Consider the following 25,788-nt stretch of genomic DNA (forward strand, 5'->3'; position numbering starts at 1 on the left):
CAAGCGGCGCCTTTATCCTTGGCAACGCTGGAGCCTGTTCCTTCTACGTGAGGGAACAGGCTGTGCAACATATCAACGACGGGGTAGGAATTGCAGTGGATCTACAGGCTTCCCTTGACGGCGAATCTCAAAGTGCAGTTTCACCCGGTCTGTACCAGTTGACCCCATTTCGGCAATTGTCTGTCCGACTTTGACCTGCTGCCCCTCCCGAACCAACAGCCTGCGGTTGTGACCGTAAGCACTGACGTAGGTATCGCTGTGTTTGATGATGACCAGCTCGCCGTAGCCCCGTAAACCACTCCCGGCGTACACCACTGTCCCATCAGACGCAGCTAAAACAGGCTGTCCCAAATCTCCGGCGATATCAATGCCTTTATTCAAACTACCGTTTGAAGAGAATTTTCCAATCAGCACTCCGTTTGAGGGCCATCCCCAACCGGTCGGTGCAGGCCCGGCAGGTGGCAACGGCGCGGGTGCCGGCTTGCTTGCAGGAGCGGGCGCCGCGGTGCCTGCAGGCCGGGTAATGATGGTGGTTTTGCTGGAGGACGACGGCGAAGATCCGGTGTTTGTCACAACTGCCGTAGGCGCAGAACCGGTGCGGCCGTCGAAACGAATCGTCTGACCGGGATGTATCGTGTAGGGCACGGGAATATTGTTACGGGCTGCGAGCGCCTTGTAGTCCCAGCCATACCGGAAGGCAATCGAGAACAATGTATCGCCTTTGCGCACCACGTATTGCCCGGTGGTCACCGTCGGCTTTTGCGGGACGGCATTGTTACGGTCAACCACCCGTGCGCCGCTGCTTGGCGAGCTGGAGCAGCCGACCAGCACGGAACTGAAGACGAGGCCAAGCACCAGTCGATGAAAGCTTGTTTTACTCATACGCTGCGCAAGACCTGTGAGACTCACCCGCCGCTCCCTTTGTGGTGGCTGAACATGAATGCCTGTATCAGGCTTGAAATATGACGCAAGTATAACTGGGCATTGGAGTTTTACCGGCACACGACGGAAACGAAACATTCATCGCGTTTAATTCCGACTCCCGATCATGTTGACTCGATGGACCCCGCCGTAAGACACATCCCCGCCAACAGAATTCACTGCCCGCGAACAAATGATCAGGCCAGCGGCCCATTGAGCAACGGCACAAAACGCACGGCCCCCAGCACATGCCGGGAAAAGCCTTCGTCCTCACGGATAATGAGCATCAATTGTTGCACTTCGCCGGAGCCCACCGGGATCACCAGGCGTCCGCCTGGGGCAAGTTGATCGAGCAACGCTTGCGGGATATCGGTGGCCACAGCGGTGACGATGATGCCGTTGTACGGCGCCAGCGCCGGCCAGCCTTCCCAGCCGTCACCCCAGCGGAATACCACGTTGCGCAGGTTCAACTCCACCAGACGCTCCTTGGCCCGGTCTTGCAGCACCTTGATGCGCTCGACCGAGAACACCCGCTCCACCAGTTGCGCCAGCACGGCGGTCTGGTAGCCGGAGCCGGTGCCGATTTCCAGCACCTTGTCCAACGGCCCCGCCGCCAGCAGCAGTTCGCTCATGCGCGCCACCATGTACGGTTGGGAGATGGTCTGGTTATGGCCGATGGGCAACGCTGTGTCTTCGTAGGCTCGGTGAGCCAGGGCTTCATCGACAAACAGATGGCGAGGCGTACGCCGGATCACTTCCAGCACCTGAGCGTTGGACAACCCTTCTTCGTACAGGCGCTGGATCAGGCGTTCGCGGGTACGCTGGGACGTCATCCCGATGCCGCGACGCAGCAAGTCGTCTTGTTCACGGCCCATCAGCGCAGCCCCTCCAGCCAGCCATCGAGACCACTGAAGGCATCACTGAAGGTGCGATCAAATTGCAATGGGGTAATCGACACATAGCCTTGCATCACCGCATGAAAGTCCGTGCCTTCACCGCCATCTTCGGCATCACCCGCTGCGGCAATCCAATAGCCTTCCTTGCCACGCGGGTCGACCACCTTCAACGGCGCCGCCGCACGGGCACGATGGCCCAGGCGCGTCAGCTTGATACCGCGAATATGATCAAGGGGCAGGTTGGGAATATTGACGTTGAGCACCGTACGCGGTGGCAGATCCAGAGAGCCATGGGCCTCCACCAGCTTGCGCGCGAAATGCGCAGCGGTTGCCAGGTTATCCAGTTGCCGCGAGGCAAACGAAAAGGCGAACCCAGTACGACCCAGGAAGCGCCCCTCAAGGGCCGCCGCCACGGTCCCGGAATACAGCACATCATCCCCCAGGTTTGCACCCAGGTTGATGCCCGACACCACCAGGTCCGGCGCCTGCTCCAGCAGACTGTTGATTGCCAGGTGGACGCAGTCGGTAGGCGTGCCGTTCACACTGATAAAGCCATTGGCCAGGACTTGCGGGTGCAGCGGACGGTCGAGCGTCAACGAACTGCTGGCGCCACTCTTGTCCTGGTCAGGGGCAACCACCACGCACTCGGCATAATCCTGCAGCGCAGCATAAAGCGCGGCAAGACCGGGTGCGGTGGCACCGTCATCGTTTGATATCAGAATACGCATGGGTTGTCCGTCTGCCCCACCGGCACCAGATCAACAAGCTCGCGCACCAACACAGTGGCGAAGCATCCGGCCGGCAGGACGAATTCCAATTGCAGAATGTCCAGCGAGGGATAATGCCACGTCAAACCGCCAATGGGCAGTCGAAGAATGCGACGTTCCTGGCTCATACCGGCATTCACCAGCCAATCTCGCAGGTCGGCTTCACCAGCGGCAACCGCCTGTTCCAGCTCGAAGGTTGCACCACTGGCCGGCGAGTCGCCCTCGCCCCACTGCGGCCCGGTCGGGTGCAGGTCCAGGATTGCCAGGCGCGGGTCACTGCATTCCGCTTCGCCAGCCGGGAAAAAACTGCGGCTGTCGGTAAACGCCAGCAGGTCGCCGACCTGGGCTCGTTGCCACGAGCCATCGGCCACACGTGCCGCCAGCACTTTGTTGAACAAAAAGCTGCGGGCGGTGGACAACAACCGCGAACGCACATTGCGCTGCTCCGGCAAGGCTTTGCGGGCGGCCCACTCGCGAGCGTCCATGACATTGCCGCCGTTATGGCCAAAACGCTGGGCACCGAAATAGTTGGGAATGCCGTGTTGGGCAATCTGTTGCAACCGCGCATCGATGGCTGCGGTATCACCGGCCAACTGCGTCAGACGCAAAGTGAACCCATTGGCCGAATGCGCACCGCGCTGCAGCTTGCGCTTGTGGCGAGCGGTCTTGAGAACCTTGAGCGTGTCGTTCTCTGCCGCGCTCATGTCCGGGTCGGCCTTGCCCGGCAGTTGCACGCTGAACCATTGGCGAGTCAACGCCTGGCGATCCTTGAGCCCGGCATAGCTGACGGTGCGTAACGGCACGCCGGCCGCCCTGGCGATACGCCGCGCGGCTTCCTCGGTGTTGAGGCCGCGCTTTTCCACCCACAACCACAGGTGTTCGCCTTCGCCGGTCAGCGGAATGTCCAGCACCTCGTCAACCTGGAAGTCTTCGGCCGTCGCCTTCAGTACCGCGCTGCCCAAGGCCTCGCCGTAGGCCCGAGGGCCCAGCAGTTGCAGGTCATTCATGCGCGCAGCAACAAGGCAACGGAGTGCACGGCAATGCCCTCTTCACGGCCGGTGAACCCGAGCTTTTCGGTGGTGGTGGCTTTCACGTTGACTTGATCCAGTTCAATTTGCAGGTCGGCGGCAATCAGCGCGCGCATCGACTCGATATGCGGGGCCATCTTCGGCGCCTGGGCCACGATGGTGTTGTCGACGTTGCCGACTTTCCAGCCCTTGGCATGGATCAGGCCGACCACATGGCGCAGCAAGACTCGGCTGTCCGCGCCCTTGAACGTCGGGTCGGTGTCCGGAAAGTGCTTGCCGATATCACCCAACGCCGCCGCGCCGAGCAAGGCATCGCTCAAGGCATGCAACACGACGTCGCCGTCGGAATGAGCCAGCAAACCATGGTGGTGCGCAATGCGCACGCCGCCCAGGGTGATGAAATCGCCTTCGGCGAAACGGTGCACATCGTAGCCGTGGCCAATACGCATAAAAAAACGCCCCGATTTAATTCAGGGCGTGATTCTACCTACTTTTGCCTCACATTAACCGAGCAAAGCACGGCCATGGTGTCGCAAATGGTCTTCGATGAAGCTGGCGATAAAGAAGTAGCTGTGGTCATAGCCCGGTTGCAGGCGCAGTTCCAGCGGGTGGTTGGCCGCCTTGGCTGCCTGCTGCAGGGCTTCGGGCTTGAGTTGCACGGCGAGGAAGTCGTCGCGGTCGCCCTGGTCAACCAGCAGTGGCAGCTTTTCCGTAGCTTCGCTGATCAGCACACAGGTGTCCCACTCGCGCCATTTTGAACGCTCTTCGCCCAAGTAGCGGGAGAACGCTTTCTGGCCCCACGGGCAATCCATCGGGTTGTTGATCGGCGAAAACGCCGACACCGACAGGTAGCGCCCGGGGTTGCGCAAGGCACAGACCAGCGCACCGTGGCCACCCATGGAGTGGCCGCTGATGCCACGTTTATCCGAGGCAGGGAAATGCCCTTCGATCAACGCCGGCAATTCTTGCACGACGTAGTCATACATCCGGTAGTGCTTGGCCCAGGGTTCCTGGGTGGCATTCAGATAAAAGCCGGCACCGAGACCGAAATCCCAAGCGTTATCCGGGTCGTCCGGCACACCCGGACCTCGCGGGCTGGTGTCCGGCGCCACGATGATCAACCCCAGCTCGGCAGCCATGCGCTGCGCGCCCGCCTTCTGCATGAAGTTCTCATCGGTGCAAGTGAGACCGGACAGCCAGTACAGCACCGGCAACTTGCCGCCCTGCTCCGCTTGCGGCGGCAGGTAGACAGCGAAGGTCATGTCACAACCAAGCACATCGGAATGATGCTTGTAGCGTTTATGCCAGCCGCCGAAACTCTTCTGGCACGACAGGTTTTCCAGACTCATGGCGAACCTCAGAAGTGGATGACGGTACGAATGCTCTTGCCTTCATGCATCAGGTCAAACGCTTTGTTGATGTCTTCCAGGCCCATGGTGTGGGTGATGAAGGTGTCCAGCGGGATCTCGCCGGTCTGGGCCATTTCTACGTAGCTTGGCAGTTCTGAGCGACCACGCACGCCACCGAAGGCCGAACCGCGCCAGACGCGACCGGTCACCAACTGGAATGGACGGGTGGCGATTTCCTGGCCGGCACCGGCCACGCCGATGATCACCGACTCGCCCCAGCCTTTGTGGCAGCACTCGAGGGCGGCGCGCATCAGTTGCACGTTGCCGATACATTCGAAGGAGAAGTCCACGCCGCCGTCGGTGAGGTCGACGATCACGTCCTGGATCGGACGATCGTAGTCTTTCGGGTTGATGCAGTCGGTGGCGCCCAGTTGCTTGGCGATTTCAAACTTGGCCGGGTTGATATCGATGGCGATGATGCGACCCGCCTTGGCCTTGACCGCACCGATCACTGCCGACAGGCCGATACCGCCAAGGCCGAAGATGGCCACGGTATCGCCTGGCTTGACCTTGGCGGTGTTGATTACCGCGCCGATGCCCGTGGTGACGCCGCAACCGAGCAGGCAGACTTTTTCCAGGGGCGCCTCTTTAGAAATCCTGGCCACGGAGATTTCCGGCAGCACGGTGTACTCGGAGAACGTCGAAGTGCCCATGTAGTGGAAAATCGGTTGGCCTTTGTAGGAGAAACGCGTGGTGCCGTCCGGCATCAGACCCTTGCCCTGGGTGGAACGGATGGCCTGGCACAGGTTGGTCTTGCCCGACAGGCAGAACTTACACTTGCCACATTCCGGGGTGTACAGCGGGATCACATGATCGCCCACGGCCACCGACGTCACGCCTTCGCCGATCGCTTCAACCACCGCGCCGCCTTCATGGCCGAGGATCGACGGGAAGATGCCTTCCGGGTCGGCGCCCGACAGGGTATAGGCGTCGGTGTGGCACACGCCGGACGCGACCACGCGCAACAGCACTTCACCCGCCTTGGGCATGGCGACATCCACTTCGACGATCTCAAGGGGCTTCTTGGCTTCGAAGGCTACGGCGGCGCGGGACTTGATCATCCAGGTTTCTCCAGGAGGTTAAAAAACTGAGTGTGTGAGTGTAAAACATGCCTGACTGATGAATAATCCAGGCAAAAGCAAAACTTTATTGCTGTACAGGGATAATTGACGTGCTTGAAAACCGCTGGGAAGGTATCGACGAATTTGTCGCGGTGGCCGAATGCGGCCAATTCACAGCGGCGGCGGAACGGCTGGGGGTGTCGTCTTCCCATATCAGCCGGCAGGTGGCGCGTCTGGAAGAACGCCTGCAAACCCGCTTGCTATATCGCAGTACGCGCAAAGTGACGTTGACCGAAGCAGGCCAGACGTTCCTGCAACACTGCCAACGCCTGCAGGACGGGCGTGAAGAAGCCCTGCGCGCCGTAGGTGACCTCACCAGCGAGCCCAAGGGCATGTTGCGCATGACCTGCGCGGTGGCGTATGGCGAGCGCTTTATCGTGCCGCTGGTCACCCGGTTTATGGGGCTGTATCCGCAATTGCGGGTGGATATCGAGCTGAGCAACCGCCAGTTGGACCTGGTGCACGAAGGCCTCGACCTGGCGATCCGCCTGGGGCGTTTGCAGGATTCGCGCATGGTCGCCAGCCGACTGGCGCCGAGGCGCATGTACCTGTGTGCGTCGCCGTCCTACCTCGCTCGGTATGGTCGGCCACATAGCTTGTCGGAATTGAGCCGGCATAACTGCCTCATCGGCAGCTCGGATATCTGGCAACTGGCCCAGGACGGCCGGGAATTTTCCCAGCGCGTGCAGGGAAACTGGCGCTGCAACAGTGGGCAAGCGGTGCTGGATGCGGCGCTACAGGGCGTCGGGTTGTGCCAGTTGCCGGACTATTACGTGCTGGAGCATTTGCACAGTGGCGCGCTGGTGTCGCTGCTGGAGGCGCATCAACCGCCGAACACGGCGGTGTGGGCGCTGTATCCACAGCAGAGGCATTTGTCGCCGAAGGTCAGGAAGTTGGTGGATTTCTTGAAGGAAGGGTTGGCTGAGAGGCCGGAGTACAGCAGTTGACTGTTGGTGGTTTGGACGGGCCTCATCGGGGGCAAGCCCCCCTCCCACACTTGGAATGCATTTCAATGTGGGAGGGGGCTTGCCCCCGATGAGGTCGACACGGTATCGCGGATTACCTGCGGTTGACCCACCGCAGGCGTAGCCATTCCAGATCTTCGGGCCGGGTCACCTTGATATTGTCCGAGCGCCCTTCGATCAGGCGAGGTGCCTGGCCGGACCACTCCATGGCCGAAGCTTCATCGGTAATCACCGCATCCGCCACCAGACTGTCGGCCAAGGCACGATGCAAAGCCCCCAGGCGGAACATCTGCGGCGTGTAGGCCTGCCAGATCAGGCTGCGATCGACGGTCTCGACCACGCGGCCACGCTTGTCGACGCGCTTGAGGGTGTCGCGGGCCGGTACGGCCAACAGGCCGCCGACCGGGTCGTCCGCCAGTTCGGCGAGCAAGCTGTCCAGATCATCACGGCTCAGGTTCGGCCGTGCCGCATCATGCACCAACACCCAATCGTCATCACTGGCGCCCAGGGCATTGAGCTGAAGCAGCGCATTGAGCACAGACCCCGAACGCTCGTCGCCGCCGTCCGCACGCACGATGCGTGGGTCGTTGGCGCAAGGCAGGTTGGGCCAGTAAGGATCATCGACAGCAAGACTGACCACCAACCCTTTAAGGTCTGGATGGTCAAGAAAACAGCCAAGGCTGTGTTCGAGAATAGTGCGCCCGCCCAGTTGCAGATATTGCTTGGGACGGTCCGCGGCCATACGGGCACCGACGCCCGCGGCAGGAATCACGGCCCAGAAGGCCGGCAAACGGCTACTCATTGGGCCAACTGGTAGAGGGTTTCACCCTCCTTGACCATGCCCAATTCATGACGAGCCCGCTCTTCAACGGTCTCCGTACCTTTTTTCAACTCAAGCACTTCGGCATCGAGGACGCGGTTGCGCTCCAGCAGGCGTTCGTTTTCGGCGTGCTGGTCGGCAATTTGCTGGGTCAGGTCTTTTACCTGCGCAAAGCTGCCATTACCCACCCATAGGCGGTACTGCAGGCCAGCCAGCAACAAGAGCAAGACGAGGAACAACCAATTGGGACTGCGCATCGAATATCGGGTATCCAGTGAAAAAAGACCGCCATGCAAAACTTTTGCAGCAACTGATAGCACGAAGCCTGGAAAAACCAGGCTTGTGCTTGATAGCCATCAGATTAGCGTCGAAATCCACACTGTCGTGAGTTTTCCGACGCAATCCGCCGACTTTTTACCATGTTTCACCATCAACTAGCGATCAGCCGCGAAACTCGCCGCGACCGTTGTACTTGGCCTTGCCAGCCAGTTGCTCTTCGATACGCAGCAATTGGTTGTACTTGGAAACACGGTCGGAACGGCACAGGGAACCGGTCTTGATCTGGCCAGCCGAGGTGCCCACGGCCAGGTCGGCAATGGTCGAATCTTCGGTTTCGCCGGAGCGGTGCGAGATCACGGCGGTGTAGCCCGCAGCCTTGGCCATCTGGATGGCCTCCAGGGTTTCGGTCAGGGTGCCGATCTGGTTGAACTTGATCAGGATCGAGTTGGCGATCTTTTTATCGATGCCTTCTTTCAGGATCTTGGTGTTGGTCACGAACAGGTCGTCGCCCACCAGTTGGATTTTCTCGCCGATCTTGTCGGTGAGGATTTTCCAGCCGTCCCAGTCGGACTCGTCCAGGCCGTCTTCGATCGAGATGATCGGGTAGCGCTGGGTCAGGCCCTTCAGGTATTCGGCGAAACCTTCGGAGTTGAACACCTGGCCTTCGCCGGACAGGTTGTACTTACCGTCCTCGTAGAACTCGCTGGCCGCGCAGTCCAGGGCCAGGGTCACGTCGGTGCCCAGCTTGTAGCCAGCGTTGGCCACGGCTTCGGAGATCACTTTCAGTGCATCTTCGTTGGACGCCAGGTTCGGTGCAAAACCGCCTTCGTCACCCACCGCAGTGCTCAGGCCACGGGCCTTCAGCACAGCCTTGAGGTGATGGAAAATCTCGGTGCCCATGCGCAGACCTTCGGAGAAGGACTTGGCGCCGACCGGCTGTACCATGAATTCCTGGATATCGACGTTGTTATCGGCATGCTCGCCACCGTTGATGATGTTCATCATCGGTACCGGCATCGAGTAGACGCCCGGGGTGCCGTTCAGGTTGGCAATGTGCGCGTACAGCGGCAGGTCCTGGTCCTGTGCGGCGGCCTTGGCGGCAGCCAGGGACACGGCGAGGATGGCGTTGGCGCCCAGGCTGCCTTTGTTTTCGGTGCCGTCGAGCTTGATCATCGCGTGGTCCAGGGCTTTCTGGTCCAGCGGGTCCTTGCCCAGCAACAGGTCACGGATCGGGCCGTTGATGTTGGCCACGGCTTTCAGTACACCTTTGCCCAGGTAACGGCCCTTGTCGCCATCACGCAGTTCCAGCGCTTCGCGCGAACCGGTAGAAGCACCGGACGGCGCGCAGGCGCTGCCGATGATGCCGTTATCGAGAAGCACGTCGGCTTCGACGGTGGGGTTGCCACGGGAGTCGAGAACTTCACGACCTTTGATGTCGACGATTTTTGCCATTGTTGTAAACACTCCAAAGTTGACGAAAACGACGCAGCTGAAGGGAATCTTTTGACCGACCGCAAGGGTGGAACAACGGGGCAGGCTTGCAGGCGACAAGGCTCAGGCCCGTAGGCCTGAGCGTAAAGCGTGGGAAAGTCTACCGGAGAAACGACGCTTACGCGGTCTCTACCGTCGGAAAACTCTTGACCAGTTCGTCCAACTGCTTGAGCTGGGCCAGGAACGGCTCCAGCTTGTCCAGGCGCAGGGCACATGGGCCGTCGCATTTGGCGTTGTCCGGGTCCGGGTGGGCTTCCAGGAACAGGCCAGCCAGGGACTGGCTGATGCCTGCCTTGGCCAGGTCCAGCACCTGGGCACGGCGCCCGCCCGCGGAATCGGCGCGACCACCGGGCATTTGCAGCGCGTGGGTCACGTCGAAGAACACTGGGTATTCGAACTGTTTCATGATGCCGAAACCAAGCATGTCCACCACGAGGTTGTTGTAGCCGAAGCTCGAACCCCGCTCGCAGAGGATCAGTTGGTCGTTACCCGCTTCCACGCACTTGTTCAGGATGTGTTTCATCTCCTGGGGTGCAAGGAACTGGGCTTTCTTGATATTGATCACAGCGCCGGTCCTGGCCATCGCGACGACCAGGTCGGTCTGGCGCGACAGGAAGGCCGGCAACTGGATGATATCGCACACCTCGGCGACCACGGCAGCCTGCTCAGGCTCGTGGACGTCGGTGATGATCGGCACGCCGAAGGCTTGCTTGATGTCCTGGAAGATCCGCATGCCTTCTTCAAGGCCCGGGCCGCGATAGGAGGTCACGGACGAACGGTTGGCCTTGTCGAAGCTGGCCTTGAATACGTAAGGGATACCGAGCTTCTCGGTGACCTTGACGTACTCTTCACAGACCTGCATCGCCATGTCACGGCTTTCCAGCACGTTCATGCCACCGAACAGCACCATGGGCTTGTCGTTGGCAATCTCGATGTCGCCTACGCGAATGATCTTCTGGGCCATCAGGGTTACGCCTTCTTCTGGTGTTGCGTCAGGGCTGCCTTGACGAAACCGCTGAACAACGGGTGACCGTCGCGCGGCGTCGAGGTGAACTCAGGGTGGAACTGGCACGCCACGAACCACGGATGATCCGGCGCCTCGACCACTTCAACCAGCGCGCCGTCACCGGAGCGACCGGAGATCTTCAGGCCGGCCTCTTTGATCTGCGGCAGCAGGTTGTTGTTCACTTCGTAGCGGTGACGGTGACGCTCGACAATCACGTCCTTGCCATAGCAGTCGTGAACCAGCGAGCCCGGCTCCAACAGGCAGTCCTGCGCACCCAGGCGCATGGTGCCGCCCAGGTCGGAGGCTTCGGTGCGGACTTCGACGGCGCCGGTGGCATCTTCCCACTCGGTGATCAGGCCCACGACTGGGTGACCGCTCTTGCTGTCGAACTCGGTGGAGTTGGCGTCTTTCCAGCCCAGCACGTTACGGGCGAACTCGATGACAGCCACTTGCATGCCCAGGCAGATCCCCAGGTACGGCACCTTGTTTTCACGAGCGTACTGAACCGCGGTGATCTTGCCTTCCACGCCGCGCAGGCCGAAACCGCCTGGCACGAGGATCGCGTCGACACCTTCGAGCAGCGCGGTGCCCTGGTTCTCGATGTCTTCGGAGTCGATGTAGCGCAGGTTGACCTTGGTACGGTTGCTGATACCCGCGTGGCTCATCGCTTCGATCAGCGACTTGTACGCGTCCAGCAGCTCCATGTACTTGCCGACCATGGCGATGGTGACTTCGTGCTCAGGGTTGAGCTTGGCGTCGACCACGGCTTCCCACTCGGACAGGTCCGCGCCGTTGCATTGCAGGCCGAAGCGCTCGACCACAAAATCGTCCAGGCCTTGGGAGTGCAGGATGCCCGGGATCTTGTAGATGGTGTCGGCGTCTTCCAGCGCGATCACCGCACGTTCTTCAACGTTGGTGAATTGCGCGATCTTGCGACGCGAGGAAATGTCGATCGGGTGATCGGAGCGGCACACCAGCACGTCCGGCTGCAGGCCGATGGAACGCAGTTCCTTGACCGAGTGCTGGGTAGGCTTGGTTTTGGTCTCGCCGGCGGTGGCGATGTACGGCACCAGGGTCAGGTGCATCAGCATCGCGCGCTTGGCGCCGACTTCGAAACGCAACTGGCGGATGGCTTCGAGGAACGGTTGGGACTCGATGTCACCCACGGTGCCACCGATCTCGACCATCGCCACGTCGGCATCGCCGGCACCCTTGATGATGCGGCGCTTGATTTCGTCGGTGATGTGCGGGATCACCTGGATGGTTGCACCCAGGTAGTCACCACGGCGCTCCTTGCGCAGCACGTGCTCGTAGACGCGGCCGGTGGTGAAGTTGTTGTTTTGGGTCATGGTCGTGCGGATGAACCGCTCGTAGTGGCCCAGGTCCAGGTCGGTTTCGGCGCCGTCGTGGGTGACGAACACTTCACCGTGCTGGAACGGGCTCATGGTGCCCGGGTCAACGTTGATGTAGGGGTCCAGCTTGAGCATGGTGACCTTAAGTCCCCGCGCCTCCAGGATGGCCGCCAATGAAGCGGAGGCAATGCCTTTCCCCAATGAAGAAACAACACCGCCCGTGACGAATATGTAGCGCGTCATGAAAAACCCTAGAAGTCTGCGTTAAAGCGGTCCGAGCCGCCGGGGAAAGCGAAGGAAGGCCGAAGCCCCCGATCACCTGCATTAATCACAGTGCACCTTTCAAAAAAACCGCCGCGTGGTGACAGACCAGCAATGAAACACCGGTACGTTGATCGCTACACATTTTTTGGAATCGCCCAGCAAAGACTGCTTGGTAATCGGCAACTGCTGCGATTCAGCCGAATCCACAGAAGTTGTATCAAGAAGGGAGCGTAGTCTACCGGAAAGGCGCTATCAGCTCAAACCTTGATCGCAGGTCTGTGGCATCCAATGTAATTGCCAGTCATCACTTGCCGCCGGCCACAGTCCCACAAGGCTGGGTGCACCCAGCAATTGCTGGCCGCGATACAGCAGCGGCAATCTGCCACGGACGAAACCCGGCAGGCCACTTTCGTTAAGCAGGCGCTTCAAATCACGCCGGCCTCGACCGGGTACGTCGAGGATTTCGCCGCCCTGGCGGTAGCGGACCTCCAGCGGGCCTGCGGGCACGCTGCCCGTGAGCGTCAACTGACCATTACCGGGTAACTCTAGTGGGTTTTGTGGATCGGACCAGCTCAGCGATGCGTCGGAAAATTCTGATCCTGCGCGAGGCAGCCACCAGATGCGCTCGCCACCGCGATGCAACTCACCGTCGGCCAGGCGCCATAGAGGTTGTGCGTCACCCCTGGCATCGCGCAGGGAATACCAGCCTGCCCAGTGGTCACTGTCGGGCAGGCGCGTCAGCGGCGTCAGCCAATGACGCAGGGCGTTGCGCTGACGGGCGTCGGAAAGCTCACGCAGCGGCGTAAGAGCCAAGGACGGCAAATTCAGCCAGGGAAAAGGGGAAGGTTGATCGGCGGCCTGCAGGTCCATCTGCGCCAGCTCATCGAGCAGGCCCTGGGCTTCACTCAGGTGTTCGGCGGTGCGCGCCAGGCTTGAGACGGCCTGAGGCCAGCGTTCCGTCAGTGCAGGAAGCACGCGGTGACGCAGGTAATTACGGGAGAAACGCAAATCTGCGTTTGAAGGGTCTTCGATCCATTTGAGCTGATACTGGCGTGCGTAGGCTTCCAACTCGTCCCTGGAGACACGCAACAATGGCCTTACCAGGTAGCCACTTGCCAATCGGCGCTGCACGGGCATCGCTGCCAACCCGCGCACCCCAGCCCCACGCAGCAGGCGGAACAACAGCGTTTCTGCCTGGTCTTCACGATGCTGGCCGGTGAGCATCACCTGCCCCGCCCCGATCACCTCGGTAAATGCCTGGTAGCGCGCATCACGGGCGGCACGCTCGAGGCTGGCGCCGGGTTGTACCTGCACGCCCATCACGCGCAAAGGCACGCCCAGGCTGTCACAGATCGACTGGCAATGAGCCGGCCACGCGTCGGCGGCAGCCTGCAGGCCATGGTGGACATGGACAGCGCTGAGGGGTGGCAGGGTTTCGGTTTTCGCCAGGTTGGCCAGGAGGTGCAGCAGGACGGTGGAATCAAGGCCACCGGAGAGTGCGATCTGCCAGGCCGGGGCGTTGCGCCAAGGCGCTAGGATTTGCATGAGTTTGGCGGGCAGAGCCGGTTTCATGACAAGTTACCGCCTCTGGTCTGGAATACGCTCACCAAGCATACACAACGCAAATGTGGGAGGGGGCAAGCCCCCTCCCACATTTGGGTATTGCGTGGGTCTTAGAGACCGTAGCTCATCAGGCGCTCGTAACGACGAGCCAGCAGCGCTTCGTTATCCATCTTCTTGAGCATCGCCAGTTGCGAACCCAGTTCGGCACGGATGGTCGCAGCAGCAGCAGCCGGGTCACGGTGAGCGCCGCCCAATGGCTCGGCGATCACTTTGTCCACGATCCCAAGGCCTTTGAGGCGATCGGCGGTGATGCCCATGGCTTCGGCAGCGTCCGGTGCCTTTTCGGCGGTTTTCCATAGGATCGAGGCGCAACCTTCCGGCGAGATCACCGCGTAGGTCGAGTATTGCAGCATGTTCAACTGGTCGCAGACGCCGATGGCCAGTGCACCGCCGGAACCGCCTTCACCAATCACGGTGGCAATGATCGGAGTTTTCAGGCGGGCCATGACGCGCAGGTTCCAGGCGATAGCCTCGCTCTGGTTACGCTCTTCGGCGTCGATCCCCGGATAAGCGCCCGGGGTGTCGATGAAGGTCAGGATCGGCATCTTGAAGCGCTCGGCCATTTCCATCAGGCGGCACGCTTTGCGGTAGCCTTCTGGACGCGGCATGCCAAAGTTGCGGCGGACCTTCTCGCGCACTTCACGGCCTTTCTGGTGACCGATCACCATCACCGGCTGGTCGTCCAGGCGAGCGATACCGCCGACGATGGCCGCGTCGTCGGAGAAGTGGCGGTCGCCATGCAGCTCGTCGAACTCGGTGAAGATGTGCTGAATGTAGTCCAGGGTGTACGGGCGGCGCGGGTGGCGAGCCAGGCGCGCAATCTGCCAGCTGGTCAGCTTGCCGAAGATGTCTTCGGTGAGCGTTTTGCTCTTGTCTTGCAGGCGGGAGATCTCATCGCCGATATTCAGCGAATTGTCATTGCCGACCAGGCGCAGCTCTTCGATCTTGGCTTGCAGGTCAGCGATCGGCTGTTCGAAATCAAGAAAATTCGGGTTCATAAGCGTCCGTCTTGGGTCGACGGCCAGGGCGTGCCTGGCCAGCCGGTTGTCTATTCGCGCCCTACCTTAAGGGAGAGGCGCGTTTAGGTCGAGATTAAATGTTTAGCCGAGGTCAGACATATCTGACCATCAACGGTATTGGAGGAAGACGTTGTCTCGCCCGAACTGGTCACGCAAAGCTTGAATCAAGCCATCAGCGGGATCGATTCGCCAGGTCTCGCCAAACTGCAACATGGCCTTGGCGTCATTGCCGGTGTACTCCATGGTCACCGGGCACGCGCCACGGTGGCGTTTGAGCAGGTCGCCCAACCAGCGTAGCTGATCGCCCTTGAGCGCTTCGGTTTTCACCTTCAAGCGCAGGCTCTCGGCCAGATTGGTGCGTGCATCTTCCATGCTCATCACCCGCTTGATCCTCAGGCGCAGGCCGCCGGAGAAGTCATCGTTGCTGACCTCCCCTTCGACGACCACCATGGCGTCGGTCTGCAACAACGACTGGGCGGAGTGGAACGCGTCGGCAAACAGCGACGCTTCGATGCGGCCCGAGCGGTCGTCGAGGGTGATAAACCCCATCTTGTCGCCCTTCTTGTTCTTCATCACCCGCAGGGCAATGATCATGCCGGCGACGGTCTGGGTGTCCCGCGCCGGTTTCAGGTCGATGATGCGCTGACGGGCGAAGCGACGGATTTCACCTTCGTATTCGTCAATCGGATGGCCGGTCAGGTACAAGCCCAGGGTATCTTTCTCACCCTTGAGGCGCTCCTTGAGGGTCAGTTCCTTGGCCTTGCGGTGGTTACCGTAGACATCCGCATCGTCTTCGACGAACAACCCGCCAAACAGGTCGGCATGGCCGCTGTCATGGGTACGTGCAGTCTGTTCGGCCGCCTTGATCGCTTCTTCCATGGCGGCGAGCAGCACCGCACGGTTACGGTCGATATTGGCCTGGTAGGCCTTCGGCTCGTCATGGAAATACGGGCCGAGACGGTCGAGCGCGCCGCTGCGGATCAGGCCATCGAGGGTTCGTTTGTTGATGCGCTTGAGGTCCACCCGTGCGCAGAAGTCGAACAGGTCCTTGAACGGACCGTCCTGGCGCGCTTCGGTAATGGCTTCCACCGGGCCTTCACCGACGCCTTTGATCGCGCCCAGGCCATAGATGATGCGGCCTTCGTCGTTTACCGTGAACTTGAACTCCGAGGCGTTCACATCCGGCGCATCAAGGCGCAGCTTCATGGTGCGCACTTCCTCGATCAAGGTCACGACCTTGTCGGTGTTGTGCATATCCGCCGAAAGTACCGCAGCCATGAACGGCGCCGGGTAGTGGGCTTTCAGCCAGGCAGTCTGGTACGACACCAGGCCGTAGGCGGCGGAGTGGGATTTGTTGAAGCCGTAACCGGCGAATTTCTCCACCAGGTCGAAGATGTTACCCGCGAGGTCGGCGTCGATATTGTTGGTCGCGCAACCTTCAATGAAACCGCCGCGTTGCTTGGCCATTTCCTCGGGTTTTTTCTTACCCATGGCTCGACGCAGCATGTCCGCGCCACCCAGGGTGTAACCGGCCATCACCTGGGCAATCTGCATCACCTGTTCCTGATACAGGATGATGCCGTAGGTCGGTGCCAATACCGGCTTGAGGCCTTCGTACTGGTAGTCCGAGTGCGGGTAGGCCAGCTCGGCGCGCCCGTGTTTACGGTTGATAAAGTCGTCCACCATGCCCGATTGCAGCGGGCCCGGACGGAACAGGGCCACCAGTGCGATCAAGTCTTCCAGGCAGTCGGGCTTGAGCTTTTTGATCAGCTCTTTCATGCCGCGCGATTCAAGCTGGAACACCGCCGTGGTTTCGGCTTTTTGCAGCAGGGTGTAGGTCGGCTTGTCGTCCAGCGGGATGAAAGCGATGTCCAGCGGTTCTTCGCCCACCTTGGCGCGGTCGCGGTTGATGGTCTTGAGCGCCCAGTCGATGATGGTCAGGGTCCGCAGGCCGAGGAAGTCGAACTTCACCAGGCCGGCCGCCTCCACGTCATCCTTGTCGAACTGGGTGACCAGGCCGTCGCCTTCTTCATCGCAATAGATCGGCGAAAAGTCAGTCAACTTTGTCGGCGCGATGACCACGCCACCCGCGTGCTTACCGACGTTACGCACCACGCCTTCAAGCTTGCGGGCCATCTCCCAGATCTCGGCCGCTTCTTCATCGACCTTGATGAAGTCGCGCAGGATTTCTTCCTGCTCGTAGGCCTTTTCCAGGGTCATGCCGACTTCGAACGGGATCATCTTCGACAGGCGATCCGCCAGGCCGTAAGACTTGCCCTGCACCCGGGCCACGTCGCGGATTACCGCTTTGGCCGCCATGGAACCGAAGGTGATGATCTGGCTTACCGCGTTGCGGCCGTATTTCTCGGCCACATATTCGATCACGCGGTCACGGCCATCCATGCAGAAGTCGACGTCGAAGTCGGGCATGGAAACCCGTTCCGGGTTCAGGAAACGTTCGAACAGCAGGTCATATTCCAACGGATCAAGGTCGGTGATCTTTTGCACATAGGCCACCAGCGAACCGGCACCTGACCCCCGGCCCGGACCAACCGGCACGCCGTTGTTCTTGGCCCACTGGATAAAGTCCATCACGATCAGGAAGTAACCGGGGAATCCCATCTGGATGATGATATCCAGCTCGAAATTCAGCCGGTCCACATAAACCTGGCGCTTGGCCTCGTAATCTTCGGTGGTGTCCCTGGGCAGCAGAACGGCCAGCCGCTCTTCCAGCCCGTCGAACGAGACTTTGCGGAAGTACTCGTCGATGGTCATGCCATCCGGAATCGGGAAGTTGGGCAGGAAGTGCTTGCCCAGCTTGACCTCGATATTGCAGCGCTTGGCGATCTCGACGGAGTTTTCCAGCGCCTCGGGCAGGTCGCTGAACAGCTCGGCCATTTCCTCAGCGCTTTTGAGGTACTGCTCTTCGCTGTAGTTCTTCGAACGACGCGGGTCATCCAGGGCCCGGCCTTCACCGATGCACACGCGGGTTTCGTGGGCTTCGAAGTCTTCCTTCTTGATGAAGCGCACGTCGTTGGTCGCCACCAGTGGCGCGCCCAGCTTGTCGGCCAGGGCCACCGCAGCGTGCAGGTGCTCTTCATCGTTGGGGCGGTTGGTCCGCTGGACTTCCAGGTAAAAACGGTCGGGGAAGACCTGCATCCATTCCCTGGCCAGCACTTCGGCTTCTTGGGGGTTGCCGCCCAGCAGCGCGATACCGATTTCGCCCTCTTTGGCGGCCGACAGCATGATCAGGCCTTCGCTGGCCTCGGCGACCCATTCGCGCTCGATGATGATCGAGCCATTGCGCTGGCCGTCAATGAAACCACGGGAAATCAGTTCAGTGAGGTTGCGGTAACCCACGCCGTTCATCGCCAGCAGGCTGATGCGGCTCAGGGGGTTATCCGGGTCTTTGTTGGACAGCCACAGGTCGGCGCCGCAGATCGGCTTGATGCCGGCGCCCATGGCGTTCTTGTAGAACTTGACCAGGGAACACATGTTGTTCTGATCGGTGACCGCCACCGCAGGCATGTTCATGCCCACCAGGGTTTTGACCAGCGGTTTGATCCGTACCAGGCCGTCGACCAGGGAGTATTCAGTGTGCAGGCGTAGGTGAACGAATGAAGCCGGCATAGTGATCTCTTATACGTGGAAACAACAAGGCCCGGATTGTACCGGGCCTTGGCAAAAACATCAGCCTCGCGACTACACCTCGCTGAGACTCTCCCGCGCCTCGCAAGCCTGGCGCACCGGAGCGAACGAGCGGCGATGGATCGGTGTCGGGCCAAGACGTGCGAGGGCTTCCAGATGAACGGGCGTCGGGTAGCCTTTATGACCGCCGATGCCATAGCCGGGGTAGATCAGCTCGAAAGCCGCCATTTCACGATCACGACTGACCTTTGCCAGGATGGAGGCCGCCGCAATCGCCGGCACCTTGCTATCGCCCTTCACCACCGCTTCCGATGGCATGGCCAGTCTGGGGCAGCGGTTGCCATCGATCATCGCCAGTTTGGGCGTAATGTGCAGGCCCTCCACTGCACGCTGCATGGCGAGCATGGTGGCGTGGAGGATGTTCAGTTCGTCGATTTCCTCAACTTCGGCCCGGGCGATGTGCCAGCTCAGGGCTTTCTCGCAAATCTCGTCGTAGAGTTTTTCACGGCGCGCTTCGGTGAGTTTTTTCGAGTCGTTGAGGCCGAGGATCGGACGGTTCGGATCAAGAATCACCGCCGCCGTGACGACCGCACCGCACAAAGGTCCGCGCCCGACCTCGTCCACACCGGCTACCAGTTCGTGGGCTTGGGCAACCAGGCTGAAATCCAGGCCCATTTGCGTACTCATAACGCCTCCTGCTTCTGGCCGATCAGAGTCAACACGGCGTCTGCCGCCTGGTTCGAGGCGTCACGGCGCAGTATGCGATGGATGTCGTCGAAACCACGGGTCTGTTCTTCGCCACCCTCGATCAAGGGGAGCAAGGTTTGCGCGAGCGCCTCAGGCGTTGCATCGTCCTGCAACAACTCCGGCACCAACAGGCGCTGGGCCAGCAGGTTGGGCAGGGAGATGTAAGGACTTTTGACCATGCGCTTGAGAATCCAGAACGTCAGCGGCGCCAGGCGGTAGGCCACGACCATCGGGCGCTTGTACAGCAAGGCCTCCAGCGTGGCCGTCCCCGAAGCGATCAATACCGCATCGCAGGCCGCCAGGGCCAGGTGCGATTGACCATCGAGCAGGGTCAACGGCAGGTTGCGCCCTTCCAGCAATGTCTCGATCTGCGCACGCCGTTGCGGGCTTGCGCAGGGCAACACGAAACGTACGCCCGGCTTCAAGACCTGCAGACGCTCTGCGGCGTCGAAAAATACCGAGGCCAGGCGGCCGACTTCGCCGCCCCGGCTGCCCGGCATCAGCGCAACCAATGGGCCGTCGGGCAAGCCCAACTCGGCACGCGCGGCCGCGCGATCCGCCTGCAAGGGAATAGTGTCGGCCAGGGTGTGCCCGACAAACCGCACCGGCACGCCCTTTTCTTCATAGAACCGCGCTTCGAACGGCAGTAAGGTCAGCATCAGGTCGCAGCCTTCGCGGATCTTGAGCACGCGCTTCTGCCGCCATGCCCAGACGGACGGGCTGACATAGTGCACCGTCTTGATGCCGGCCTGGCGCAACTTGAGTTCGATATTGAGGGTGAAGTCCGGCGCGTCGATTCCGATAAAGACGTCCGGCTTTTCTTCGATCAGGGTCTGGATCAGCAGCTTGCGGCGGGCCAGCAGCTCGCGCAGGCGGCCCAGCACCTCGACCAGCCCCATGACAGACAAACGCTCCATGGGGAAGTAGGACGTAAGCCCCTCAGCCTGCATCAGCGGGCCGCCGACGCCGATGAACTCTACCGCTGGATGCTGGGCCTTGAGGGCCCGCATAAGACCTGCACCCAGAATGTCGCCGGAAGCTTCCCCGGCCACCAGCGCGATACGCAGATTAGCCATGATCAGCGGGTGATGCCGCGAGTCGACGCCTGGATCGAGTCACGGAACACCGCGACTTCCGGGAACAACGCTGCCGGCTCGGTCAGTTGGGTCAACGCCTGGTCCACCGTGAGCCCCTGGCGGTAAACCACCTTGTAGGCGCGGCGCAGGGCGTGGATGGCTTCTTCGCTGAAACCCCGACGACGCATGCCTTCGAAGTTCATGCTACGAGCTTCGGCGGGGTTACCGAATACCGTGACGAATGCCGGAACATCCTTGCCAATGGCGGTACCCATGCCGGAAAAGCTGTGAGCACCGATATGGCAGTACTGATGCACCAGGGTGAAACCGGACAGGATTGCCCAATCGTCAACATGCACATGGCCGGCCAACGCGGTGTTATTGACCAGGATGCAATGGTTGCCGATCACGCTGTCGTGGCCGATATGGGCGTAGGCCATGACCAGGTTGTGGTCACCCAGCGTGGTCTCGGCCCGATCCTGCACGGTGCCACGGTGAATGGTCACGCCTTCACGGATGATGTTGTGATCACCGATTACCAGGCGGGTCTCTTCACCCTTGTACTTCATGTCCGGGGTGTCTTCGCCTACCGAGGAGAACTGGTAGATGCGATTGTACTTGCCAATGCGGGTCGGACCTTTGAGGATCACGTGCGGCCCGATGACAGTCCCCTCGCCGATTTCCACACCTGCGCCGATGATCGACCAGGGGCCGACCTCAACGTCGGCGGCCAGAACGGCCGACGGATCGATGATTGCGCGAGGGTCAATCAAACTCATAGTTTGCGTTCCGCACAGATGATCTCGGCAGAGCACACCGGCTTGCCATCCACCGAGGCCTGGCATTCGAACTTCCAGATCTGGCGCTTGCAGCTGATGAACTTGGCTTCCAGGATCAACTGGTCACCCGGGGTAACCGGATTGCGGAAACGCAACTTGTCGGAGCCCACGAAATAGTAAAGCGTGCCATCGGCAGGCTTGAGGTCGAGCATTTTGAAACCAAGGATACCGGCAGCCTGGGCCATCGCCTCGATGATCAACACACCCGGCATGATCGGATGCGCAGGAAAGTGACCATTGAAGAACGGTTCGTTGATGCTGACATTCTTGTAGGCACGAATGCGCTTTTCCTCGACATTGAGGTCCACTACGCGATCCACCAACAGGAACGGGTAACGGTGAGGCAGGTATTCGCGAATCTCGTTGATGTCCATCATTTCGGGGGGAAGCCTGTAATAAAGATTGGGGGCGGGCGAACTAAAAGCACGCCCCGCTAGCAAATCAAGGAGGCAGTCTAGCGGCTGTGCACACTTGATATGGAAATGGTATCAGCCTTCTGATGAAGCATTACCGCCAGGGGTCACGTCCCCAACACGCTTTTCCAGCTGTTTGAGACGTCGAGCCATGTCGTCGAGCTGCCTCAACCGTGCTGCACTCTTGCGCCATTCAGCCGCAGGCTGCATGGCGGTACCGGAAGAATAAGCACCCGGTTCGGTAATCGAGTGGGTGACCATGGTCATGCCGGTGATGAAGACGTTGTCGCAAATATCGATGTGCCCCACCAGCCCGACGCCACCGGCCAGCATGCAATGCTTGCCGATCCGGGTGCTGCCGGAGATACCCACGCATGCTGCCATGGCGGTGTGATCGCCAATCTGCACGTTGTGGGCGATCTGGATCTGGTTGTCGAGCTTTACGCCGTTGCCGATCACGGTATCGGCCAGGGCCCCGCGATCAACAGCTGTGTTCACGCCAATTTCCACGTCGTCGCCGATCAATACGCCGCCGACCTGGGCAATCTTGTTCCAGATGCCCTTGGAATTGGCAAAGCCAAAGCCTTCACCACCGATCACGGCACCTGACTGGATGACCACACGCTCACCGATACGCACGTCGTGGTACAGGGTTACGCGGGGTGCCAGCCAACCGCCTGCGCCGATTTCGCAGCGCGCACCGATAAAACAATGGGCACCAATGGTCACGCCCGCCGCAATGCGTGCACCGCTCTCGATCACCGCAAAGGCACCGACGCTGGCAGCAGGGTCAACCTGGGCATCATCGGCGATCACCGCAGACGGGTGAATACCGCTGGCGGCCTTGGGTTTCGGATCGAACAGGTGCGACACCCGCGCATACGCCAGGTATGGGTCGGCCACCACCAGCGCATCCCCGGCAAACCCTTCGGCATCAGCGGCCTTCAGCAACACGGCTGCGGCTTGGCTGTCGACCAGGTATTTACGGTATTGGGGGTTTGCGAGGAAGCTCAACTGAGCTGGGCCAGCCTCCTGCAAGGTGGCTAGCCCAGTGATTTCCTTCTCCGGGGAGCCACGCAAGGTGGCCCCCAGGAACTCGGCCAACTCGCCGAGCTTGATAGTCGCGGTCATGGCTTACTTCAGCTGGTTCATGCGCTCGATCACCTGACGGGTGATGTCGTATTGAGGCTTGACGTCGATCACAGCGCCACGCTCGAACACCAGGTCAAAGGCACCTTTCTTGATGACTTCTTCCACAGCGCTGTCGAGTTTCGGCTTCAGCTGTTTCAGCATTTCACGGTCAGCAACAGCCTTGGCTTCGTTCAGCTCCTTGGACTGGAACTGGTAGTCACGGGCCTTTTGCTTGAATTCGAGCTCCAGACGCTCGCGCTCGCCTTGCTGCATCTTGTCACCACCGGCTACCAGACGATCCTGGATGCCCTTGGCGCTGCTTTCCAGGGTCTTGAGCTTGGTCAGTTGCGGACCGAATTTTTTCTCGGCATCCACGGCGTATTTCTTGGCCGCATCGGATTCCAGCAGGGCCATCTGATAGTTCAGGACGGCGATTTTCATTTCGGCGAAGGCCGGGGTGGTTACCAGCACGGTTGCCAGCAGCACCAATTGAGTCAACTTGCGCACGATGTACTCCTACAGAATCCGTTGTCGTTATCTTGGGTCAGACGCTTAGAACGTCTGGCCGAGGGAGAATTGGAAAATCTGGGTTTCAGCGTTATCCGGTTTCTTGATCGGCATGGCCAGAGCAAAGCTCAATGGGCCAAGCGCAGTCACCCAGGTCACACCCACGCCCACGGAGCTTGCCAGATTACTCAGGCTCACGTCGTTACACTGAGTGTTGGACTTCACGCCGCTCGGGTTACGGATCTGCTCGCACTTGGAATCGAACACATTACCCACATCCCAGAATACCGAAGTACGCAGGGAGCGCTGATCTTTCACGAACGGCAGCGGGAACAGGATTTCCGCACCACCCTGGATAAGGACGTTACCACCGAACGGCAGTGGGTCGTTGTCGGAGTCCACTACGGTGCCCTGGTTACCGGTTACACCAACACCACGGCTCGGCGTACCACGCGGGCCCAGGGTGCTGTCTTTGAAACCACGTACGGAGTTGAAGCCACCCGCATAGTAGTTCTCGTAGAACGGTAGACCATTGGTGGAGCCATAACCATCGCCATAACCCAGCTCAGTGTGCAGGCGCATGGTGTAGTTGTCGCTCAACGGCTGGAACAGCTGGCCGCGGTAGTCGAGCTTGAAGAACGACAGGTCGCTGCCCGGCGTGGTGGTTTCCAGGGTCAGGCTCTGGGAATGACCACGGGTCGCCAGTACACCTTTGTTCAGGGTCGACTCGGACCAGCCGGCGGACGCCTTGAAGTTCAGGAACTTGTCACCTTCACGACGGGTAAAGTCGAAGATTTCGTCCACGGTGTACACACCGGTCTTGATCTCATCCTGCTGCGCAGTCAAGCCGAACGTCAGGCGCGAGGTCTCGCTGATCGGGTAACCAACGTTCACGCCAGCACCAAGACTATCGATTGCATAGCTGGCTACGTCAACGTCGAGGTCTTTGTAGTCAGTGGTGCGATAAAAGGCGTTGTAGCCCAGGCTCACACCGTCAGCAGTCCAGTAGGGGTCGGTATAACCGAAGTTATATCGGCTCTGGTATTCGCTTCGGGTCAGGCCGATGGAAACTCGGTTACCGGTACCCAGGAAGTTGTTCTGGGTGATCGAACCACCGAGGATCAGGCCGGCGCTCTGTGCGAAGCCAACACTGGCGGTGATGGAGCCCGATGCCTGTTCTTCTACGGCGTAGTTCACGTCAACCTGGTCATCCACACCCGGTACGGCCGGGGTTTCGACGTTGACTTCCTTGAAGAAGCCCAGACGCTCAAGACGGGTCTTGGACTGGTCGATCAGGTAAGTCGACGCCCAGCCACCTTCCATCTGACGCATTTCACGACGCAGCACTTCGTCCGCAGACTTGGTATTGCCACGGAAATTGATACGGTTTACGTAGGCGCGCTTGCCTGGATCGACCACGAAGGTGATGTCCACGGTGTGGTCATCATCATGGGGCGTCGGCACGCCGTTGACGTTGGCGAAGGTGTAGCCTTCGTTGCCCAGGCGACGGGTGATCAGTTCGGACGTGGTGGTCATCAGCTTGCGCGAGAACACCTGGTCTTTCTGCACCAGCAACAGCGCCTTGACCTGGTCTTCAGGCACCTTCAGGTCGCCGCTCAGCTTGACGTCGCGAACCTTGTACTTCTCGCCTTCGTTGACGTTGACAGTGATGTAGACGTGCTTCTTGTCCGGGGTGATGGACACCTGGGTCGAAGCGATATCCATATTGATGTAGCCACGGTCCAGGTAGTAGGAGCGCAGGCGCTCCAGGTCACCGGACAGTTTTTCGCGGGCATACTTGTCATCGTTCTTGAAGAACGACAGCCAGTTGGTGGTCTTGAGTTCGAACAGGTCGATCAGGTCGTCATCAGAGAACTTGGTATTGCCTACCACGTTGATGTGCTGGATCGCCGCCACAGTGCCTTCGTTGATGTTGACCTTGAGGCCGACACGGTTACGCGGCTGCGGCACCACTTCCGTTTCCACGGTCGCGGAGTAGCGGCCCTGCGCAACGTACTGGCGTTGCAGCTCGTTACGCACACCTTCGAGGGTGGCGCGCTGGAAGATCTCGCCTTCGGCCAGGCCGGATTGCTTCAGACCCTTCATCAGGTCTTCAGTCGAGATCGCCTTGTTGCCTTCGATCTCGATACTGGCGACGGAAGGTCGCTCGACCACGGTGATGACCAGGACGTTGCCTTCGCGACCCAGTTGGATGTCTTGAAAGAAACCGGTTTTGAACAGCGCACGAGTGGATTCCACCAGGCGACGGTCATCAGCCTGTTCCCCAACGTTCAACGGCAAGGCACCAAAGACGCTACCCGCGGAAACCCGCTGGAGGCCGTTGACGCGAATATCGGAGATGGTGAAGGACTCGGCGTGAACTTCGGCGATCATCAATACGGTGAGAACCGCAGTTAGCAGCAGACGTTTCATGAAGTCCTTTCTTATTCCAACTGGCAATAAACA

Annotated in this window: 23 protein-coding genes; 1 reads left to right on the top strand and 22 read right to left on the bottom strand. The window is 60.2% G+C overall.

Going from position 1 to position 25,788, the window contains the following annotated elements; genetic code table 11:
• Positions 1–72: 72 nt before the first annotated feature.
• From BM110_RS02115 to BM110_RS02145, 7 genes are all read right to left on the bottom strand, one after another.
• The gene (locus tag BM110_RS02115) at positions 73–909 is read right to left on the bottom strand and encodes a peptidoglycan DD-metalloendopeptidase family protein (RefSeq protein ID WP_092241185.1); all 837 of its coding nucleotides are present in this window, start codon (positions 907–909) and stop codon (positions 73–75) included.
• Positions 910–1,118: 209 nt separating this feature from the next.
• Positions 1,119–1,754: a protein-L-isoaspartate(D-aspartate) O-methyltransferase gene (locus tag BM110_RS02120; RefSeq protein ID WP_170856035.1), complete on the bottom strand. Its 636-nt coding sequence runs from the start codon at positions 1,752–1,754 to the stop codon at positions 1,119–1,121.
• A gap of 41 nt (positions 1,755–1,795) precedes the next feature.
• Positions 1,796–2,545, bottom strand: a complete 750-nt coding sequence (gene surE, locus BM110_RS02125; RefSeq protein WP_071488814.1) for a 5'/3'-nucleotidase SurE — start codon at positions 2,543–2,545, stop codon at positions 1,796–1,798.
• Positions 2,533–3,591 carry a tRNA pseudouridine(13) synthase TruD gene (gene truD, locus BM110_RS02130; protein WP_093119316.1) on the bottom strand — a complete coding sequence of 353 codons (1,059 nt, stop codon included), beginning with the start codon at positions 3,589–3,591 and terminating at the stop codon, positions 2,533–2,535. Before truD ends, surE begins: the two co-directional genes overlap by 13 nt.
• Positions 3,588–4,061, bottom strand: a complete 474-nt coding sequence (ispF, locus tag BM110_RS02135) for a 2-C-methyl-D-erythritol 2,4-cyclodiphosphate synthase (RefSeq protein ID WP_012722614.1) — start codon at positions 4,059–4,061, stop codon at positions 3,588–3,590. The genes truD and ispF overlap by 4 nt, the downstream gene beginning before the upstream one ends.
• 54 nt (positions 4,062–4,115) lie before the next feature.
• Entirely contained in the window at positions 4,116–4,961 is an 846-nt protein-coding gene (fghA, locus tag BM110_RS02140) for an S-formylglutathione hydrolase (RefSeq protein ID WP_071488812.1), read from the bottom strand.
• A gap of 8 nt (positions 4,962–4,969) precedes the next feature.
• Complete coding sequence (locus BM110_RS02145; RefSeq protein WP_093512209.1) at positions 4,970–6,082, bottom strand: S-(hydroxymethyl)glutathione dehydrogenase/class III alcohol dehydrogenase; 1,113 nt, start codon at positions 6,080–6,082, stop codon at positions 4,970–4,972.
• A 110-nt stretch (positions 6,083–6,192) separates the two neighbouring features.
• Here BM110_RS02145 and BM110_RS02150 point away from each other — a divergent pair, with 110 nt between their 5' ends.
• On the top strand, positions 6,193–7,089 hold the full coding sequence (locus BM110_RS02150) for a LysR substrate-binding domain-containing protein (protein WP_071488810.1): 897 nt from the start codon (positions 6,193–6,195) through the stop codon (positions 7,087–7,089).
• A 112-nt stretch (positions 7,090–7,201) separates the two neighbouring features.
• Here BM110_RS02150 and ispD read toward each other — a convergent pair whose 3' ends face one another.
• The 15 genes from ispD to bamA all read right to left on the bottom strand — a co-directional run bounded on the left by ispD (position 7,202) and on the right by bamA (position 25,755).
• Entirely contained in the window at positions 7,202–7,909 is a 708-nt protein-coding gene (gene ispD, locus BM110_RS02155; protein WP_093512211.1) for a 2-C-methyl-D-erythritol 4-phosphate cytidylyltransferase, read from the bottom strand.
• A complete protein-coding gene (gene ftsB / locus BM110_RS02160) occupies positions 7,906–8,184 on the bottom strand; it encodes a cell division protein FtsB (RefSeq protein WP_003172294.1) in 279 nt (92 codons plus the stop codon). Before ftsB ends, ispD begins: the two co-directional genes overlap by 4 nt.
• Before the next feature lie 184 nt (positions 8,185–8,368).
• On the bottom strand, positions 8,369–9,658 hold the full coding sequence (eno, locus tag BM110_RS02165; RefSeq protein ID WP_071488808.1) for a phosphopyruvate hydratase: 1,290 nt from the start codon (positions 9,656–9,658) through the stop codon (positions 8,369–8,371).
• A 157-nt stretch (positions 9,659–9,815) separates the two neighbouring features.
• Positions 9,816–10,661, bottom strand: coding sequence for a 3-deoxy-8-phosphooctulonate synthase (gene kdsA, locus BM110_RS02170; protein ID WP_027604465.1), 846 nt, complete (start codon positions 10,659–10,661; stop codon positions 9,816–9,818).
• Positions 10,662–10,666: 5 nt separating this feature from the next.
• Complete coding sequence (locus tag BM110_RS02175) at positions 10,667–12,298, bottom strand: CTP synthase (RefSeq protein WP_071488807.1); 1,632 nt, start codon at positions 12,296–12,298, stop codon at positions 10,667–10,669.
• 273 nt (positions 12,299–12,571) lie between these two features.
• On the bottom strand, positions 12,572–13,891 hold the full coding sequence (gene tilS / locus BM110_RS02180; protein WP_093512214.1) for a tRNA lysidine(34) synthetase TilS: 1,320 nt from the start codon (positions 13,889–13,891) through the stop codon (positions 12,572–12,574).
• A 101-nt stretch (positions 13,892–13,992) separates the two neighbouring features.
• Positions 13,993–14,940: an acetyl-CoA carboxylase carboxyltransferase subunit alpha gene (locus tag BM110_RS02185; protein WP_093119327.1), complete on the bottom strand. Its 948-nt coding sequence runs from the start codon at positions 14,938–14,940 to the stop codon at positions 13,993–13,995.
• A gap of 129 nt (positions 14,941–15,069) precedes the next feature.
• Entirely contained in the window at positions 15,070–18,591 is a 3,522-nt protein-coding gene (gene dnaE, locus BM110_RS02190; protein ID WP_071488805.1) for a DNA polymerase III subunit alpha, read from the bottom strand.
• Positions 18,592–18,663: 72 nt separating this feature from the next.
• A complete protein-coding gene (gene rnhB, locus BM110_RS02195; protein ID WP_071488804.1) occupies positions 18,664–19,296 on the bottom strand; it encodes a ribonuclease HII in 633 nt (210 codons plus the stop codon).
• Positions 19,293–20,432, bottom strand: a complete 1,140-nt coding sequence (gene lpxB, locus BM110_RS02200; protein WP_071488803.1) for a lipid-A-disaccharide synthase — start codon at positions 20,430–20,432, stop codon at positions 19,293–19,295. The genes rnhB and lpxB overlap by 4 nt, the downstream gene beginning before the upstream one ends.
• A gap of 2 nt (positions 20,433–20,434) precedes the next feature.
• Positions 20,435–21,211, bottom strand: a complete 777-nt coding sequence (lpxA, locus tag BM110_RS02205) for an acyl-ACP--UDP-N-acetylglucosamine O-acyltransferase (RefSeq protein WP_071488802.1) — start codon at positions 21,209–21,211, stop codon at positions 20,435–20,437.
• Entirely contained in the window at positions 21,208–21,648 is a 441-nt protein-coding gene (gene fabZ, locus BM110_RS02210) for a 3-hydroxyacyl-ACP dehydratase FabZ (RefSeq protein WP_003172281.1), read from the bottom strand. Before fabZ ends, lpxA begins: the two co-directional genes overlap by 4 nt.
• A gap of 111 nt (positions 21,649–21,759) precedes the next feature.
• Complete coding sequence (lpxD, locus tag BM110_RS02215; protein WP_092241172.1) at positions 21,760–22,815, bottom strand: UDP-3-O-(3-hydroxymyristoyl)glucosamine N-acyltransferase; 1,056 nt, start codon at positions 22,813–22,815, stop codon at positions 21,760–21,762.
• 3 nt (positions 22,816–22,818) lie between these two features.
• Complete coding sequence (locus BM110_RS02220; protein ID WP_003172279.1) at positions 22,819–23,322, bottom strand: OmpH/Skp family outer membrane protein; 504 nt, start codon at positions 23,320–23,322, stop codon at positions 22,819–22,821.
• Between the two features lie 45 nt (positions 23,323–23,367).
• Entirely contained in the window at positions 23,368–25,755 is a 2,388-nt protein-coding gene (bamA, locus tag BM110_RS02225) for an outer membrane protein assembly factor BamA (RefSeq protein ID WP_092241170.1), read from the bottom strand.
• Positions 25,756–25,788: the final 33 nt, after the last annotated feature.

It is taken from the genome of Pseudomonas sp. NFPP28 (assembly GCF_900115535.1).
GTDB classification, from domain to species: domain Bacteria; phylum Pseudomonadota; class Gammaproteobacteria; order Pseudomonadales; family Pseudomonadaceae; genus Aquipseudomonas; species Aquipseudomonas extremorientalis.